This window comes from Klebsiella sp. JB_Kp031 (assembly GCF_040064295.1).
GTDB classification, from domain to species: Bacteria; Pseudomonadota; Gammaproteobacteria; order Enterobacterales; family Enterobacteriaceae; genus Klebsiella; species Klebsiella quasipneumoniae.
In genome coordinates, this window is sequence record NZ_JBEAJW010000023.1 from 174,695 (window position 1) to 190,781 (window position 16,087).

The 16,087-nt window shown below is 57.7% G+C and carries 11 protein-coding genes and 2 pseudogenes; 8 read left to right on the forward strand and 5 right to left on the reverse strand.

Annotated elements, in window-relative coordinates; genetic code table 11:
- Positions 1-45 precede the first annotated feature (45 nt).
- A complete protein-coding gene (locus ABLV64_RS08895) occupies positions 46-1,098 on the forward strand; it encodes an AbrB family transcriptional regulator (RefSeq protein ID WP_064183105.1) in 1,053 nt (350 codons plus the stop codon).
- Positions 1,099-1,168: 70 nt separating this feature from the next.
- On the opposite strand, the gene tpx is transcribed toward ABLV64_RS08895, so the two are convergent.
- The gene (gene tpx, locus ABLV64_RS08900) at positions 1,169-1,675 is read right to left on the reverse strand and encodes a thiol peroxidase (RefSeq protein ID WP_004203917.1); all 507 of its coding nucleotides are present in this window, start codon (positions 1,673-1,675) and stop codon (positions 1,169-1,171) included.
- A 102-nt stretch (positions 1,676-1,777) separates the two neighbouring features.
- Between tpx and ycjG the strand changes: the two genes are divergently transcribed.
- Complete coding sequence (gene ycjG, locus ABLV64_RS08905; RefSeq protein WP_043521190.1) at positions 1,778-2,743, forward strand: L-Ala-D/L-Glu epimerase; 966 nt, start codon at positions 1,778-1,780, stop codon at positions 2,741-2,743.
- A gap of 2 nt (positions 2,744-2,745) precedes the next feature.
- On the opposite strand, the gene mpaA is transcribed toward ycjG, so the two are convergent.
- The gene (mpaA, locus tag ABLV64_RS08910; protein ID WP_065877782.1) at positions 2,746-3,453 is read right to left on the reverse strand and encodes a murein tripeptide amidase MpaA; all 708 of its coding nucleotides are present in this window, start codon (positions 3,451-3,453) and stop codon (positions 2,746-2,748) included.
- A gap of 71 nt (positions 3,454-3,524) precedes the next feature.
- On the opposite strand from mpaA, the pseudogene ABLV64_RS08915 reads away from it, so the two are divergent.
- From ABLV64_RS08915 to ABLV64_RS08925, 3 genes and pseudogenes are all read left to right on the forward strand, one after another.
- A pseudogene (locus ABLV64_RS08915) lies at positions 3,525-3,617 on the forward strand (hypothetical protein); the annotation flags it as partial.
- Positions 3,618-3,638: 21 nt separating this feature from the next.
- Complete coding sequence (locus tag ABLV64_RS08920) at positions 3,639-5,255, forward strand: peptide ABC transporter substrate-binding protein (RefSeq protein WP_064183129.1); 1,617 nt, start codon at positions 3,639-3,641, stop codon at positions 5,253-5,255.
- 413 nt (positions 5,256-5,668) lie between these two features.
- Positions 5,669-6,682, forward strand: a complete 1,014-nt coding sequence (locus tag ABLV64_RS08925) for a hypothetical protein (RefSeq protein WP_099441550.1) — start codon at positions 5,669-5,671, stop codon at positions 6,680-6,682.
- A gap of 90 nt (positions 6,683-6,772) precedes the next feature.
- Here ABLV64_RS08925 and ABLV64_RS08930 read toward each other — a convergent pair whose 3' ends face one another.
- Positions 6,773-7,657, reverse strand: coding sequence for a LysR family transcriptional regulator (locus ABLV64_RS08930; RefSeq protein ID WP_064150217.1), 885 nt, complete (start codon positions 7,655-7,657; stop codon positions 6,773-6,775).
- A gap of 169 nt (positions 7,658-7,826) precedes the next feature.
- On the opposite strand from ABLV64_RS08930, the gene ABLV64_RS08935 reads away from it, so the two are divergent.
- From ABLV64_RS08935 to ABLV64_RS08945, 3 genes are all read left to right on the forward strand, one after another.
- Positions 7,827-8,960, forward strand: coding sequence for an alpha/beta hydrolase (locus ABLV64_RS08935; protein ID WP_043521183.1), 1,134 nt, complete (start codon positions 7,827-7,829; stop codon positions 8,958-8,960).
- Between the two features lie 68 nt (positions 8,961-9,028).
- Positions 9,029-10,231 carry an MFS transporter gene (locus tag ABLV64_RS08940; protein WP_348843366.1) on the forward strand — a complete coding sequence of 401 codons (1,203 nt, stop codon included), beginning with the start codon at positions 9,029-9,031 and terminating at the stop codon, positions 10,229-10,231.
- 78 nt (positions 10,232-10,309) lie between these two features.
- A complete protein-coding gene (locus ABLV64_RS08945; RefSeq protein WP_023318057.1) occupies positions 10,310-11,179 on the forward strand; it encodes an aldo/keto reductase in 870 nt (289 codons plus the stop codon).
- Positions 11,180-11,203: 24 nt separating this feature from the next.
- Here the strand turns inward: ABLV64_RS08945 and ABLV64_RS08950 are convergent.
- Both ABLV64_RS08950 and ABLV64_RS08955 read right to left on the reverse strand, forming a co-directional pair.
- Positions 11,204-13,402, reverse strand: a pseudogene (locus tag ABLV64_RS08950) (glycoside hydrolase family 2).
- Positions 13,392-16,085 carry a response regulator gene (locus tag ABLV64_RS08955; RefSeq protein WP_154982122.1) on the reverse strand — a complete coding sequence of 898 codons (2,694 nt, stop codon included), beginning with the start codon at positions 16,083-16,085 and terminating at the stop codon, positions 13,392-13,394. Before ABLV64_RS08955 ends, ABLV64_RS08950 begins: the two are co-directional and overlap by 11 nt.
- Positions 16,086-16,087: the final 2 nt, after the last annotated feature.

Below are 16,087 nucleotides of genomic sequence, written 5' to 3' on the forward strand. Positions count from 1 at the left end.
CCTGTATATACTGGTTTTTTAATCCTTTTTCCGGGGTGGTGCATCTTGGCGTCGCGTCGCGCGATCGGGCACTGGCTGATATTGCTGCTGCTCTCTGTTCTCTTTTCCTCGCTGCTGTTACGAATACACCTGCCGGCAGCGCTGCTGCTGGGGCCGCTGATCGCCGGTCTCATTTTGAGCCTGCGCGGGGTGAAGCTGAGCATACCTCGCCCCTGTTATCTGGCGGCGCAGGCCATTGTTGGCTGCATGATCGCCAGGGCGATTAATCCCTCTGTTTTTGGCGTACTGTTCGCTAACTGGGCGCTGGTGCTGGCGATCCTGTTGACCACCCTGGCGATCAGTGGTCTCACCGGCTGGCTGTTGGTTCGCTATAGCGCGCTGCCGGGCGCCACCGGCGCCTGGGGAAGCTCTCCCGGCGGGGCGTCGGCAATGGTAGTGATGGCCCAGGAGTACGGGGCAGATGTGCGGCTGGTGGCGCTGATGCAGTATCTACGGGTGCTGTTTGTCGTCGGCGCGGCGGCGCTGGTGGTGCGCTATGCCCTGGGCAACGAGGCGCAGGCAATGAGCCAGGCCATCGTCTGGTTTGCGCCGTTGACCCTCAATTTTCCTATCACGCTGTTGCTGACGGCGGCGGCCTGTTGGCTGGGCGTCCGGCTGCGTATCCCTTCCGGAGCCATGCTGCTGCCGATGCTGTTCGGCGCGCTGGTCCAGGGCGGCGGCTGGGTGATGCTGGAGCTGCCGGAGTGGTTGCTGGCGATGGCCTACGCGGTGCTGGGCTGGACGGTGGGCCTGCAGTTTAACAAAGCGGTTTTTCTACTGGCCCTGAAGACGCTGCCGCAGATTATCGCCTCCATCCTCGGGCTGATCCTGATGTGCGCCCTGATGGCCCTTGCCCTGACTCATATTTTGCCGATGGACTTTATGACCGCCTATCTGGCCACCAGCCCCGGCGGGCTGGACACCGTGGCGATTATCGCCGCTGGTACCCGGGCGGATATGTCGTTCATCATGGCGCTGCAGACGCTGCGGCTGTTTACCATTTTGCTGACCGGTCCGGCGATGGCGCGGACGATTTCCCGCTATGCGCCGCGGCAATAAAAAGCCCCCGCAGAGCGGGGGCTGAGCAAAGCGAATGTCCGCAGGCGCGATGCGCCAGGGCAGTCTGTTATCAGGCTTTCAGGGCGGCCAGCGCGGCGTCGTAGTCTGGCTCTTCGGTGATTTCGTTCACCAGCTGGCTGTAGACGACCTGATCGTTTTCATCGATAACGACCACGGCGCGAGCGGCCAGGCCAGCCAGCGGACCGGCAGAGATAGCGACGCCGTAGTCAGCGAGGAACGATGCGCCGCGCAGCGTGGAAAGGGTCACCACGTTGCTCAGGCCTTCGGCGCCGCAGAAGCGAGACTGGGCGAACGGCAGGTCAGCGGAAATGCACAGCACCACGGTGTTGTCCAGTTCAGCGGCCAGCTGGTTGAATTTACGCACTGATGCGGCGCACACGCCGGTATCAATGCTCGGGAAAATATTCAGTACTTTACGTTTGCCGGCGTACTGGCTCAGCGCGACGTCAGAGAGATCTTTGGCGACCAGCGTAAACGGCTGCGCTTTAGCGCCTGCCTGCGGAATGGTGCCCTGAACAGAAACGGGGTTGCCTTGGAAATGCACGGTTTGTGACATGGTTATCTTCCTGTTTACATATAGTTAACGTCGCGAGTAGTGTATGACATCCGCCAGCTACACGGCAAACCCTATTTAACATTGACCAGAGAGGACAAGGGAATGCGTAACGTGCGAGTGTATGAGGAAGCCTGGCCGCTCCACACCCCCTTTGTGATCGCCCGCGGCAGCCGCAGCGAAGCAAAAGTGGTGGTGGTGGAACTGGAAGAGGACGGTGTGAAAGGCGTGGGCGAATGCACGCCTTATCCACGCTATGGCGAAAGCATCGCGTCGGTCATGGCCCAGGTGATGGCTATCGGCGAGCAGCTGGAGGCGGGACTTACCCGCGAACAGCTGCAGCGGCTGCTGCCCGCAGGCGCCGCGCGCAATGCCATTGACTGCGCCCTGTGGGATCTGCAGGCGCGGCGCGAAGGCAAAACCTTGCCCCAACTGCTGGGAGTGACGTTGCCCGAGCGGGTGATCACCGCCCAGACGGTGGTCATTGGCACGGCGGATCAGATGGCGGCCAGCGCCGCGGCGCTGTGGCAGAAGGGTGCTCAACTGTTGAAGGTGAAGCTCGACGACCGGCTTATCAGCGAGCGGTTAATCGCTATTCGCCAGGCGGCGCCGCAGGCCACGTTGATTGTCGATGCCAATGAATCCTGGCACAGCGAGGGGCTGGCGGCGCGCTGCCAGCTGCTGGCGGACCTCGGCGTGGCGATGCTTGAGCAGCCGCTCCCCGCCGACGCCGATGCGGCGCTGGAAAACTTCGTTCATCCGTTACCGATTTGCGCCGACGAGAGCTGCCATACCCGGGAGAGCCTGCCGAGGCTGCGCGGGCGCTATGAGATGATCAATATCAAACTGGACAAAACCGGCGGCCTGACCGAAGCGCTGGCCCTGGCCGGGGAGGCGGAACGGCAGGGCTTTGAACGGATGCTGGGCTGTATGCTCTGCACCTCGCGCGGGATCGCCGCCGCGCTCCCCCTGGCGCCGCTGGCGCGCTTCGCCGACCTCGACGGCCCGACATGGCTGGCGGTGGACGTTGAGCCGGCGCTGCGGTTCAGCACCGGCGTGCTTCATCTTTAAGTTTAAGCCTGCCAGCGCAGCAGGTCGGTCATCGCCGGCAGGTAACGCTCCGTTGCCTCGTCGGCGGAGACCGGCGGAAACTCGGCGGTGATGCAGGGGAGCCCGATATCGGCGCACCAGCTGCCAAAGGAACCTGGGGTGTCGTAGCCCACGCTGCCCACCAGCGGCAGGGAGAAGGCGTCCGCCAGCCAGTGTCCCAGCGGGCTGTGTCCCGGGTCTTCGATGCAGGCCAGCGGATCGTGAAAGGAGACCACCCACGCCGGATGGTTCTGATGGATCAACTGACACAGGGCCTGGGTCTCCCGCTCCGAACCAGGCTGCTCGCCGGTCAACAGCACCACGTCTCGTTCCGCCGCCGCGCTGTTCCAGCGGTACACCGTTTCCCCTTGTCTCCAGTTAGCGGCCGGAAAGTTACGGTTGAGGTCCACGCCGCGGGCGTTAGCGCGTAGCCCGAGCTGACAGCCGTCAGGATTGACCGTCAGGACCACGTGGTGGCGGCGCAGCTCCGGCTTCAGGGTGCGCAGGGCGCAGGAGAGGGTCACAATCGACGAATTCTCATCGCCGTGGGTGCCGGCAATAATCAGGCCGCTGCGGCTGTCGGCCATCGGCGCAGGAAACCACAGCAGCGGCGCGCCCAGTTCCGAGCTGCCGTACTGCCGGGTTCCCGGCGGAAAGTCGCCGCGCTGCGGGCGAGGACGTGAAATAGACATAGAGCTTCCTGTGTGTCGTTATTATTCAGTGTTGGCGAAAAGCGTGTTGGAATCAAACCCATTCCCGAGGCGTGAAATCCGACGGCACATCAATTTTCTATCATATGTTGTTTGCAATTTCAGGTGATGAAACAAATAATTATCGCTCTGTTGGCGGTGTTTTTTCTCATTTTAAAGGGGATCTTATGAAGTATCCTGTCGCTTTGACATGCGGCGCGCTGTGGTTAGCCAGCGTATCTTCTCTGGCCTGGGCGGCGGACGTACCGCCGGGCACGGTACTGGCGGAAAAACAGCAGTTGGTGCGCCATATCAAAGATGAACCCGCCTCGTTAGATCCCGCCAAAGCGGTGGGCCTGCCGGAAATCCAGGTGATCCGCGATCTGTTTGAAGGTTTAGTCAATCAGGATGCGAAAGGCAACCTGGTGCCGGGGGTGGCGACCCGCTGGCAGAGCAATGATAACCGCGTCTGGACCTTTACCCTGCGCGATAACGCCCGCTGGTCCGACGGTACGCCGGTCACCGCCGAGGATTTCGTCTATAGCTGGCGGCGTCTGGTGGATCCGAAAACCACTTCGCCGTTCGCCTGGTTCGCGGCGCTGGCGGGGATCGCCAACGCGCAGAACATCATCGACGGCAAAGCCGCGCCGGAGACCCTGGGGGTCACCGCCGTCGACGCCCACACCCTGCGGGTGCAGCTGGATAAGCCGCTGCCATGGTTCAGCAACCTGACCGCCAGCTTTGCCTTCTATCCGGTGCAAAAAGCCAATGTCGACAGCGGCGCGAACTGGACGCGGCCCGGCAGCCTGGTGGGCAACGGCGCCTATGTTCTGAAAGATCGCGTCGTGAATGAAAAGCTGGTGCTGGTGCCGAACAACCACTACTGGGATAACGCCAAAACGGTGATCCAGCAGGTCACCTTTGTGCCGATCAACCAGGAGTCCGCCGCCACCAAGCGCTATCTGGCCGGCGATATCGATATCACCGAATCTTTCCCGAAAAATATGTACCAGAAGCTGCTGAAGGATATTCCTGGACAGGTGTATACCCCGCCGCAGCTGGGCACCTACTATTACGCCTTTAATACCCAAAAAGGGCCGACAGCGGACGAGCGGGTGCGACTGGCGCTGAGTATGACCATCGATCGCCGGGTGATGGCGGAGAAAGTGCTAGGGACCGGGGAAAAACCGGCCTGGCGTTTCACACCGGACGTAACGGCGGGCTTCACGCCGCAGCCGTCGCAGTTTGAGAGTATGAGTCAGGCCGAGCTTAACGCCCAGGCGAAAGCCCTGCTGGCCGCCGCCGGCTATGGCCCGAATCGCCCGCTAAAGCTGACGCTGCTGTATAACACCTCTGAGAACCATCAGAAAATTGCCATCGCAGTGGCGTCGATGTGGAAGAAGAACCTCGGCGTGGAAGTGAAGCTGCAGAATCAGGAGTGGAAAACCTATATCGACAGCCGCAACACCGGCAATTTCGATGTGATCCGCGCCTCGTGGGTAGGGGATTACAACGAGCCGTCCACCTTCCTGTCGCTGCTGACTTCCACCCACAGCGGAAATATCTCCCGCTTTAACGATCCGGCATACGATAAAATCCTCGCGCAGGCGGCGGTGGAAAATTCAGCCAAAGCGCGTAACGACGATTACAACGCGGCGGAGAAGATCATTATGGTCAAAGCGCCGATTGCGCCGATCTACCAGTACACCAACGGTCGGCTGATTAAGCCGTGGCTGAAAGGCTACCCGATCACCAACCCGGAAGATGTGGCCTATAGCCGTACCATGTACATTGTGAAGCACTAATCGGTACTGGTTTCCTGATTACGCCACGTAACCACGTATAAACCCAGAACTGGCGCGGCTTGCGGCGCCAGTTATTTATTAATAAGTAAATCAGCCAATTGAGAATTTGGTGCTTTAAGCTTTGCCAGATCTTAAAAATTAATATCGTCACTTCCTATAATGATGAATCAGAACTAAATAATATTCCATGTTCGAAATATATAAAAAAGCTGTCCTTTGCATATTAAATGTTTAGTAACTGGTCGCACCGAAGAACGACTTAAGTGAAAATACCAGTTTTCTGTAATCCTGAATTACTAACAATGTACATTGATTTCATATGTCCGGTATGTTCGGTAGCACCATAGAATAGACGAGGGGAAACTATTTCTGTTATAACTGTCTGCAATATTATTTGTTAAAGAAGGAAATTAATGATGGCAAATATACTTCGCTCAATACCTATGCTATTAGTGATTGGTTTTAATCTATTGCTGGCCATCCTGTTTAGTTTGATCTATGCCAGGAAGCATCCGGAAACTGATCTATTCATCATCATAACATTTACTGGTATGTTATTAATTTCTACATATATTATAAATTTCTACTCTGTTCCGACCTTTGCAACTAGTGAGAAAAAGAAAATAAAAGGTGTCTTTCCCGGACGAAGAGGTAAGCTAAAAAGAATTATTACAGACTCGATGGTACTAATCCTGGTTTTTTTTGTATCAGGCTCAATAGTATTTTCAGGGAGTGATTTGAATTATGGTCTTACTCTCTTAGCCATTTCAACAGGCTATTTTACTTTCTTGTTTGTTAATTATTATTTTCTGTGTATGTCAAGAGTAAAAGAAAAGATAGTCAAAATAATAAATAAAATCCTTTTTATTGTGTTCTCGATTATATTGTTTTTTTCTAAGATGATTGCAAATGGTTTTGTTAAAGAGTTTTTTGATGTTGATATCGCTAAAGTTCCTTATATTAGTTGGTCATTCTCGATTCTGTTTGCCATTCCATTTTTTTTGATTACTTCCCACGTGGGGGGGATGATTTTAGAAGGTACAACAGATTTATTCCGGATAAGAAAAATTAAAGTGCCTTCGATGATCCATTATTCGATATTATGTTTATCTTGCGTTTTTTTTAGCATTAGTTATATTTCTTATTTGGGTAGCGCAGGTTGGTTATTTAATGCTGTGACGAAAAAGGTTTATTCTTATGATACCAGGAGCTCTTTTCAATGCAATAATAAGTACTGGACGATTCCAGAGTTAGGGAAGGATGCGAGGTATCTCGCTGAAACATCTGATAGTTACCGTGTTATCTATATTAGAGGAAATAAAATTAATGTGGAAGTTGTAAAATGTGAAAAAAAAGAAGGATATATCCGTTTTCCCATTGAAAATGCTAACGATATATTAAAAAAGCCGGTTCCACAGGGAGGCTGACTCACGTAAGGCTGCGAATATTGAGTCTTGATTTAGTGCGGATAGAGGTACATTTTGCCACAGTTCTAAACACGATCCAGGCATCCTCTACTACATTCGCAATGTATCAATGACCGCTCTCAGCGCGGGCGATACATTGCGGTGCGGGTAATAGAGAAATGAACCTTCCAGACGCTGGCTATAGCGCTGGAGCACCCGGATAAGCGTGCCCTGCGCTAGATCGTCGGTAATCAGTTCTTCCGGGACATAGGCCAGCCCCAGACCGAGCCTGGCCGCTTTGGCTTCCATATAGCTATCGGCGAAAGCCCACTGTCCCTGAGGCGGGTGGGTAATTTTTTTGCCTTCCACGTTAAGTTCCCAGGCGTACAGGCTGCCGTCGCCGAACTGATAGGCGATGCAGGGATGACCGGTTAAATCGGCAGGGGTTTGCGGAAAGCCGTAGCGACGAAAATGCTCCGGGGTTCCGACAACCGCCATCTCCATATCGGGCGAAATACGTACCGCAATCATGCCACTCCCCACTTCCGGGCCCAGACGCACGCCCGCATCGAAACGCTCCGCAATAATATCGACGAACCGGCTTTCGGTGATCAGTTCCAGGCGGATATCGGGATAGCGTTGTTTAAATATCGCCAGCTTAGGCAGCAGAACTTTATCAATAGCGTGCTGGCTGGCATTGATGCGAACCGTACCGGACGGTGTTTGCCGATAATGGGCCAGCGTGGCGAGTCCCATATCTAAGGCGTCGAAACCGGATTCGACATTGTGATAGAGCTGCTCACCCGCCTGAGTGAGCGACAACCGGCGGGTGGTGCGCACCAGAAGCTGAACGCCCAGCCGCTCTTCGAGTTCGCGAACCGCACGGCTGATCCCGGACTGCGCCAGACCCAGTCGTTGCGCTGCGGCGGTAAAACTGCCTTCCCGTACCACCTGCATAAACAGGTAGAGGTCATTATAGTTTTCCCGTTTCGCCATCTTCCGCCTCGTAACAATCGCGCTATTTAGAACTAAATGGTATTAATCTTAGCATTTTTTAGCCTCTAATAAGCACTTTTATTGCTAGCTACAATAAGCGCATGACAACAAAGCCCAGCAGCGTTGTCCTCTGGAGACTGGTTTTCACACGTTTATTTAGGGGGATTTAATGACGGTTTTCAGCAAAAAAATGACAGCCACGATACCCGCCATGCTGCTTTGCGCCTTATTAAGTGGAGCCACAACGATGAGTTATGCTGATACAACTAACCCGAACGCACCTGTTTCATTGATTGAACAATGGGATAAAACATTCCCGGAGAGCGCAAAAGTGGATCACCGTAAGGTGACCTTTCAGAACCGCTACGGGATTACCTTAGTTGGAGATCTCTACCTGCCGAAGGATCGCGGTGAACGCAAACTGGCAGCTATTGCTGTGAGCGGTCCCTTCGGCGCGGTAAAAGAGCAGTCCAGCGGCCTGTATGCCCAGACGCTGGCCGAACAGGGGTTTGTCACCCTGGCGTTTGACCCATCCTATACGGGCGAAAGCGGTGGCTACCCACGCAACGTGGCCTCACCGGATATCAATACCGAGGATTTCAGTGCCGCGGTGGACTTTCTGGGCCTGCAAAAAGAGGTGGATCGCAACCGTATCGGTTTGCTCGGCATTTGCGGCTGGGGTGGTATGGCCCTAAACGACGCGGCGATGGATACACGCGTCAAAGCGGTGGCGACCAGCGTCATGTATGACATGAGCCGCGCGATGGGTCATGGGGTAGGCGATGGCAAAGACCGCTACACGACAGCCGACCGCCGAGCGGTACTGCAGTACTTGAACGCGCAGCGCTGGAAGGATGCGGCAAACGGCACTTTCGCCCCAGGTGGGCATGACATATATGTTGATGATAAAGGCAACGTCAGCGCTGCCGCTCGTATTTTGCCGGAAACCTTGCCCGCCAACCCCAACCCGGTGCTGAAAGAGTTCTTCGATTATTACCGTATGCCGCGAGGTTTCCATGCGCGTTCGGTTAATTCAACCGGGGCATGGAATGCGACGATGCCGCTGTCGTTTATGAATATGCCGCTGCTGAGTTACGCCAGCGAGGTGACTATTCCGACGCTTATTGTGACCGGCGAACAAGCCCATTCACGCTATTTTGCCGAAGATGCTTTCAAGGCGATCGGCAGCAAAGAGAAAGCGCTGGTGATTGTCCCTGGGGCAAACCATGTCGACCTCTATGACAACGCCGCGGGCAAAATTCCCTTTGCTACGTTCGCGCAGTTTTTCGAAACCAACCTGTAATCGCTCTCCTGTGCCGGAGACATCCCCAAAGCCGCCTGCTGGCGGCTTTGTTTTGTCGGAGATAAATAATGTCTGGATTACATAACACCCGCGCATACTGGAGCGGCGTCCTGGCGATGACGCTCTGCGTATTTGTGCTCATTGCCTCAGAGTTTATGCCGGTCAGTCTGTTGACACCCATCGCGGGTGATTTACACATTACCGAGGGATTAGCAGGCCAGGGGATCGCGCTTTCTGGCGCGCTGGCGGTACTGACCAGCCTGACGATTTCCCCTCTTACCGGGTCGCTGGACCGTAAATGGCTGCTGCTGGGGCTCACGGCGCTGATGGCGGCCTCAGGATTGATGATTGCCCAGGCGTCCAGTTTTCCGGTTTATATGCTGGGCAGGGCGCTCATCGGGATCGTCATCGGCGGATTCTGGTCATTGTCGGCAGCAACGGCCATTCGGCTGGTGCCGCAACGCCAGGTTCCCCGCGCGCTGGCCATTTTTAACGGTGGTAACGCATTGGCCACGGTCGTCGCGGCCCCGCTGGGCAGCTACCTGGGGGCCACCGTCGGCTGGCGCGGCGCCTTTTTATGTCTCGTCCCGCTGGCGATGGTAGCCTTCATCTGGCAATGCGTTAGCCTGCCATCGATGAAAAGTCAGCGCGCACGACAGCGACAGGGAACCGTGCTGCGTCTGTTCCGTCGCTCGACGGTATCCCTTGGATTGTTGGCCTGCGGGCTGTTCTTTATGGGGCAGTTTACCTTATTTACCTATGTGCGACCGTTTCTGGAGATAGTGACTCGAGTCAAGCCTTCTGGCCTCTCCCTGATATTACTGGCGATTGGCGCCGCCGGTTTTGTCGGCACGCTGCTTATTACGACCGTTCTGAACGCCCGGTTTTATCCGACACTGGTGGCTATCCCTTTGTTAATGGCCGCGATTGCCGGAACGCTTCTGCTGGCCGGGCACCACACAGGTTCAGTCGCCGTACTGTTAAGCTTTTGGGGCCTGCTGGCGACGGCAGCGCCCACCGGCTGGTGGACATGGATTGCGCGGACGCTGCCCGAGGATGCGGAGGCGGGCGGTGGTCTGATGGTCGCCGTGATCCAACTATCGATTGCCCTCGGGTCAACGGCAGGAGGCCTGGTGTTTGATAGTCTGGGATGGCGCAGCACTTTTGCTCTGAGCGGTCTGTTACTTTTGGGCGCGGCAGGGGGGAGCTTCCTGCTTTCTGTCAAACACAGGAGATATCAGCGCACTGCGATTAATGAGCTGGATGCATAAGTCAAATCACAAATGACGGGGTAATCGCGGCGATGTTTCTGGTCTATCATGAAATTTTTAACAAACTGAGACTGCACCGTGGAATATTGTGTATTAAGTAACAACCGTAAAATGCCGATGCTGGGTTTTGGCGTTTTTAAGGTGACCGATAAAGCAGAGTGTAAGCGGGCGGTGCTGAACGCTATTCGTGCCGGCTATCGCCTTATCGATACCGCTGCCGTCTACGATAATGAAGATGCGGTGGGGGAGGCCGTTCGCGAAGCCATCGCCGAAGGTCTGTGTACCCGCGAGGCGCTATTTATCACCTCCAAACTGTGGGTTCAGGACATGGCCAACGCCGGGATGGCGAAAGCCGGTATCGCCGCGTCCTTAAAAAAATCCGGGCTGGAATACTTCGATCTTTATCTGTTGCATCAGGCGATGGGCGATTATTTCAGCGCCTGGCGCGCGCTGGAGGAGGCTTATGAGGCCGGTATCCTGAAAGCGATTGGCGTGTCCAATTTCTACGCCCATGTGTTAGCGAACTTCTGCGAAACCGTCAGAATTAAGCCGATGGTGAACCAGGTCGAACTGCATCCTTATTTCGCTCAGCCCGCGGCGCTGGAAACCATGAAGCACTATCACGTTCAGCCGGAAGCCTGGGCGCCGTTAGGCGGCGGCAGACATAACCCGTATGAAGAGGCAACGCTGCAGGAGATTGCCGATGCCCATCATAAAACCATTGCGCAGGTTATCCTGCGCTGGAACGTGCAGCGTGGCGTCACGGTCATTCCAAAATCCACCCGCCAGGAGCGTATTGAAGAGAACTTTGCCATCTGGGATTTCTCGCTCACCGTGCGCGAAATGGCGCAAATCAGCGCTCTGGATTTAGGCTATGTCGGCGAAGCGGTAAAACACTTTAACCCTGAATTCGTTCGCGGTTGTCTGGGGGTGAAAATCCACGACTGATCGCGGCTCAGCGGGAAGCCTCCTTCATTTCGCTGCCTGAGCCGCGGCGACGGGTTCGCTATGTTGGTTAGCCCCCATGCGTTTGCCGCGACGGTTGTCGATGCGGTAGACGATCGTCACGGGCTGCTGGCCGGCGGGGGTGACGGTCAGCTCCCTGACCATCTGGCCGGCGTCGGGCGGCAGGGTCCGCGTGGTTTCCCCCTGAGTCAGTATCCGACCATTTTGCCTGACCTGCCAGGTCAGGCGACAATCCTCGCAGGCTGTCCAGGTATCGTTAATCGCCCACAGGCGCACCGTCGCCGGGCTACCCTGACGCCAGCTGGCGGTCACCGGCTCGATGGACGGCAGGATCGGCTGATAGGCGCGCTGCAGGGCATAGTAACCCGCCTTTGGCTGGCGCAGATAATCCACCACCCCCCAGTTGATGGAGGGCCATGTCTCGACAAACATAAACTGGAACAGGGCGGTCACCGGCTGATAACGCTGGCGACGATAGCTCTCCGCCGCCAGGGCCACCAGCCTGGCCTGATACGCCTGGGTGTTTTCAATCATCTCCTGAATATTGTTGCCTCGCGGAATCCCGGCGAATTTAAAGGTCTGGAAAGGCTGAAAATTATGGTACTTCCATCGCACCCAGCCGGGATCGTCGGCGGCGGTGGTTTTCGGCCACAGCAGACGGGCCGGGATAATGGTCTTCAGGGTGGAGAGGCGGGGCAGCGCCTGGGCGCCAAACTCGGTAATAATCCCGGTTTTCGCCGGGGCGAGCAGGTCGCGCAGGGTGCCGAAATACCACCCTGCCCAGTAGTGCTCTTCGACAGCGGAAAAGCGATGCACGATGCGGGAGGTGTCTTCCGCCAGCGCATCGCCCACCCGCTGCGTCAGGGTCTGGTTTAAGGTTTTACGCCAGTCGGGGAAGCGTTTCTCCATCCACGGCGAGTTCCACGGCGGCTCGTTGTGACCGCCCCAGACAATAATCGCCGGTGAATTGCCGAACTGGTCCATCATCGCCCGGGTCTGGCGCACGGCGTTATCGGCGAAGGCGGCGCTATCATCATAACCCCACTGCAGCGGGACATCCTGCCAAATCATGAGTCCCATCTCATCGGCCACCTCATACAGCGCGCGGCCCGCCACGTGGCCATGAACGCGGATGGCGTTGGCGTTCATCGCCGTGACCAGTCTGAAATCCCGGAGATACTTTTTCCGCGTCATGGTGCTTAGCCATGGGGAGCCAATATAGTTGCTGCCCTTAATGAACAGCCGTCTGTCGTTGATGCGCCAGCCCTGATTGTCCGCCAGCGCTTCCACCTTACGTAATCCGGTGCGGGTGACGGCGGTATCCATCATCCCCCGGTCATCCGTTAGGGTGGCGCGCACCCGGTAGAGGTTCGGCTTGCCTGCGCCCACGGGCCATCAGAGCTTCGCGGACGGCATGGGCAGCGAGACGTGCAGGACGCCTGCGGTTTTCTCCAGAGTGACCGCGAAGGCCTGGTGAAAACGTGGGCCGGAAAAATTGTCCGGGGTAGCCGTCAGACGTAGCGTGACGGGGCCGGGCGTCACAGCCCGATAGCGGATTTCGGCACGCAGCATGGGCTGCTCCAGCCCCTGTTGCCAGTCCGGGCGCAGGATCACCTCGTCGATGGTGACGCCGCGGCTCAGATGGAGCCTCACCGGCGCCCAGATCCCCCCGGAGTTGGCATCCTGCCCCTGAACCGACCAGGCGCCGCCCGGGCGGGTGTCGTGCTGATTCAGGATCCCTTTCATCAGCGTTTTGTGCAGCGGCCAGATCTTTTGCGGGTCTTCATAGGGGCTATCGACCCGCACGGCGAGCTGATTATGGCGGCGTATGGCCCCGCTGATGTCCACCGGGAAGCGCTGAAAATAGCCCTCGTGTCGGGTCAGCGTCTTGCCGTTGAGCGCCACCTCGGCAAAGTAATCGACGCCGTCAAACACCAGGGTAGCCATGGCGTCCGGCGACAGGCCATGCAGGGTAAACTGATGGCGATACCACAGGGCGCCCTGATGATCGTATCCCGCGCTGTACCAGTTTGCCGGTACTCGCAGCGTGCGCCAGTCGCCATCCGAAGCCTGCGCGCCGTCGAAGGCGCTGTCGTTGGCGTCATGCACCCGCCATTGTCCGGCCAGTGACCAGGTCACCGGCGCAGAACCGGCGTGCGCCAGCGGCAGGCAAATGACCAGCAGCAGAAGACGTCTAGCGATCACGGGGAACCTCCTGCGTTCTGCGGCGCAGCCACAGGTGGCAGCCCGCGATCGCCTCGGTCAGCGCGTCGCGCAGGTCGCCCGGCACGCTTTGGTCTGGCGAGGCCGCCTGGCTCTCCAGCCGCTGGAGCACACTGGCAAGGCGTTGAAAACCTAGGGTGGCCGCCTCGCCGCGCAGTTTGTGGGCGGCGCGGCGCCATGTCTCCCGGTCATTGGCGTCAATGGCGTGGTTGAGGGCGACGGCCGCAGCATTAAGTCCTGCAGCGAAGAGTCCCAGCAACTCCTCGACAAGCTCAGGATCGTCGGCGCACTGTTTCAGCAGGCGGGCTTCGTCCGGCAGGCCTTCCTCTTCCACCGGCGCGCTATCTTCCGCCGCGCCGACGCGGGCGATGGCTTCCCGTAGCGCCTCCTGGCTCACCGGCTTGGCGATATAGCCGTCAAAACCCATCGCCAGACAGCGTTCTCTATCGCCCTGCATAGCGTGGGCGGTCATGGCAATCGTGGGCTGATGTTGTCTGCCCTGCGCCTGGGTCTCTTCCCGCAGCAGGCGGATGGCGGTTTCACCGTCCATCTCCGGCATTTGCAGATCGATCAGCAGAAGATCCCAGCAGGCTGCGCGCCAGCGCTCCAGCGCTTCCCGACCATTGTTCACCACCTCGCAGCGGTGACCCAACTGCTCCAGCAGCCGTCTGGCGACCTTCTGGTTTACCAGGTTGTCCTCGGCGAGCAGGATATTTAGTCCGGTCTGGTCCCTGACCGGTTGCGCAACGGGGGCAGGCGTTGTCGTCACCACCGGCGTGGGCACCAGAATGCCGGCGATAACCTGATGCAGTTCGCGCTGTGCCACCGGTTTATGCAGATAGTGGGCAATGCCGATGCGCTTAAGCATATTGGCGTCAAAATGACGGCTCATGGAGCTGAGCATAATAATCTGGCTTTGCCTGGCTTCAGGCAAAGCGGAGAGCTCCAGCGCCAGGGATACGCCGTCCATATCCGGCATCTGCGCGTCCAGCAGGATCAGCTGCCATGGCGGGCCTTCGGCGGCCCGGCGTAGCGCCTCGCCAGCGTTGTTCACGCAGGTTGGCATCAGTCCCATCTGGCGAAGCATGGCGTCAAGCAGGCGCAGGTTGGTGCTGTTGTCGTCAACCACCAGCACCCGCTGGTGATTGAAGCGGCTCAGCGGGGCGCTACCGGAGGCCGCGGCGTTCAGGCCTTCCAGCGGCAGGGTGAAGGCAAATTCGCTGCCTGCCCCAGGCTGGCTCTCCACCGTCAGCTCACCGCCCATCAGGCTGACCAGGCGGGCCGAAATGGTTAACCCCAGTCCGGTGCCGCCGTAGCGACGGGTGGTAGAGCTATCGGCCTGGCTGAAGGCCTCGAAGATCGCCTTTTGCTTCTCCGGGGCAATGCCGATGCCGGTATCGCGAATGCGAAAGCACCAGTGGTTTTCGTCCTCGGCCGGCGCTATCGCCAGCAGGACCTCCCCCTGATGAGTGAACTTCAGGGCATTACCCAGCAGGTTGGTCAGGATTTGCCGCAGCCGGGGGCCATCGACGATCAGCACCTCAGGCACCGCAGGGGAGATATCCACCAGCAGCTCAATGCCCTTTTCGCTGGCGGCAGGCATATGCGGGCGGATCAGCGACTGAACAAAAGGGCGGATCTCCAGCGGCTCTACGTCCACCTGCATCTTGCCCGACTCAATGCGTGAAAAATCAAGAATGTCATTGATAATGTGCAGCAGCGACTGGGCTGAGCTCATCACCAGCGAAAGGTACTCCCGCTGCTCCGCGGTCAGCGGCGTGTCGAGGCAGAGCTGCGTCATGCCGAGAATGCCGTTCATCGGGGTGCGGATTTCGTGGCTCATATTGGCGAGGAAAGCGCTTTTCGCTTCGTTCGCCTCACGGGCCTCCTTCGCCGCCTCAATGGCCAGCAGCTCTGCGGCTTTGCGCCGGGTAATATCCTGCAAGGTGCCGATCACCCGCTCTGCCTGCTGCTGCATGTTGAGGGTGACGATCTGCCCCGAGAGCAGCATCCAGCGCCAGCCCTGCGTCGGGTGCTGGACGCGAAGCTCACATTCAAAAACCGGCATGTGCTCGTTTTGCGAGGCGATCATCGCCTGCTGCAGAGTGGCGCGATCGTCCTCGTGGACCAGGTTGAGCATAAAGCGCAGCGGAAAGCGCCACTGCGCCCGCGACTGGCCGACCATCGCCAGCAGGGTGTCATTCACCTGCAGGCTGTCGCCGGAGACCTGCCAGTCCCAGATGCCGATCTGGATCGACTCCGCGGTGAATAAAAAGTCATCATGCAGTTGATGACGCGAACGCCGGGCCTCGTCAAGCTCGGTGATGTCGGTATGCAGGCTGACAATCCCGCCATCCGCCAGCCGCTGATGCTGAACGTAAATCCGGCGGTTGCCCGACTGGCGGACCTCGCAGTGGTTCGTCTGGCGGCAGTTGCGGATAATCGCCTCGCGCAGCGTCTGTTGCCGGCCTGGGTCGATGTTGTATCCGGCATCGATAAACTTTTCCGCCAGGCTCTCAAGAGAGGCGCCGACGGCAAGCCAGGGCGCGATCGTTGGATAAAACAGCGCCACCTTATCATTCCAGGCCTGCAGTCGTTCGCGCTCATCGTAGATCATCACCGCCGAGGGCAGGAGGTTAAGGTCGTTACGGTTAGCGGCATGCATGA

Bases quoted from the DNA above. Each gene is read 5' to 3' on its own strand.
- tpx (WP_004203917.1), bottom strand. From the start codon at position 1,675: ATGTCACAAACCGTGCATTTCCAAGGCAACCCCGTTTCTGTTCAGGGC.
- ycjG (WP_043521190.1), top strand. From the start codon at position 1,778: ATGCGTAACGTGCGAGTGTATGAGGAAGCCTGGCCGCTCCACACCCCC.
- mpaA (WP_065877782.1), bottom strand. From the start codon at position 3,453: ATGTCTATTTCACGTCCTCGCCCGCAGCGCGGCGACTTTCCGCCGGGA.
- ABLV64_RS08920 (WP_064183129.1), top strand. From the start codon at position 3,639: ATGAAGTATCCTGTCGCTTTGACATGCGGCGCGCTGTGGTTAGCCAGC.
- ABLV64_RS08925 (WP_099441550.1), top strand. From the start codon at position 5,669: ATGATGGCAAATATACTTCGCTCAATACCTATGCTATTAGTGATTGGT.
- ABLV64_RS08930 (WP_064150217.1), bottom strand. From the start codon at position 7,657: ATGGCGAAACGGGAAAACTATAATGACCTCTACCTGTTTATGCAGGTG.
- ABLV64_RS08935 (WP_043521183.1), top strand. From the start codon at position 7,827: ATGACGGTTTTCAGCAAAAAAATGACAGCCACGATACCCGCCATGCTG.
- ABLV64_RS08940 (WP_348843366.1), top strand. From the start codon at position 9,029: ATGTCTGGATTACATAACACCCGCGCATACTGGAGCGGCGTCCTGGCG.
- ABLV64_RS08955 (WP_154982122.1), bottom strand. From the start codon at position 16,085: ATGCATGCCGCTAACCGTAACGACCTTAACCTCCTGCCCTCGGCGGTG.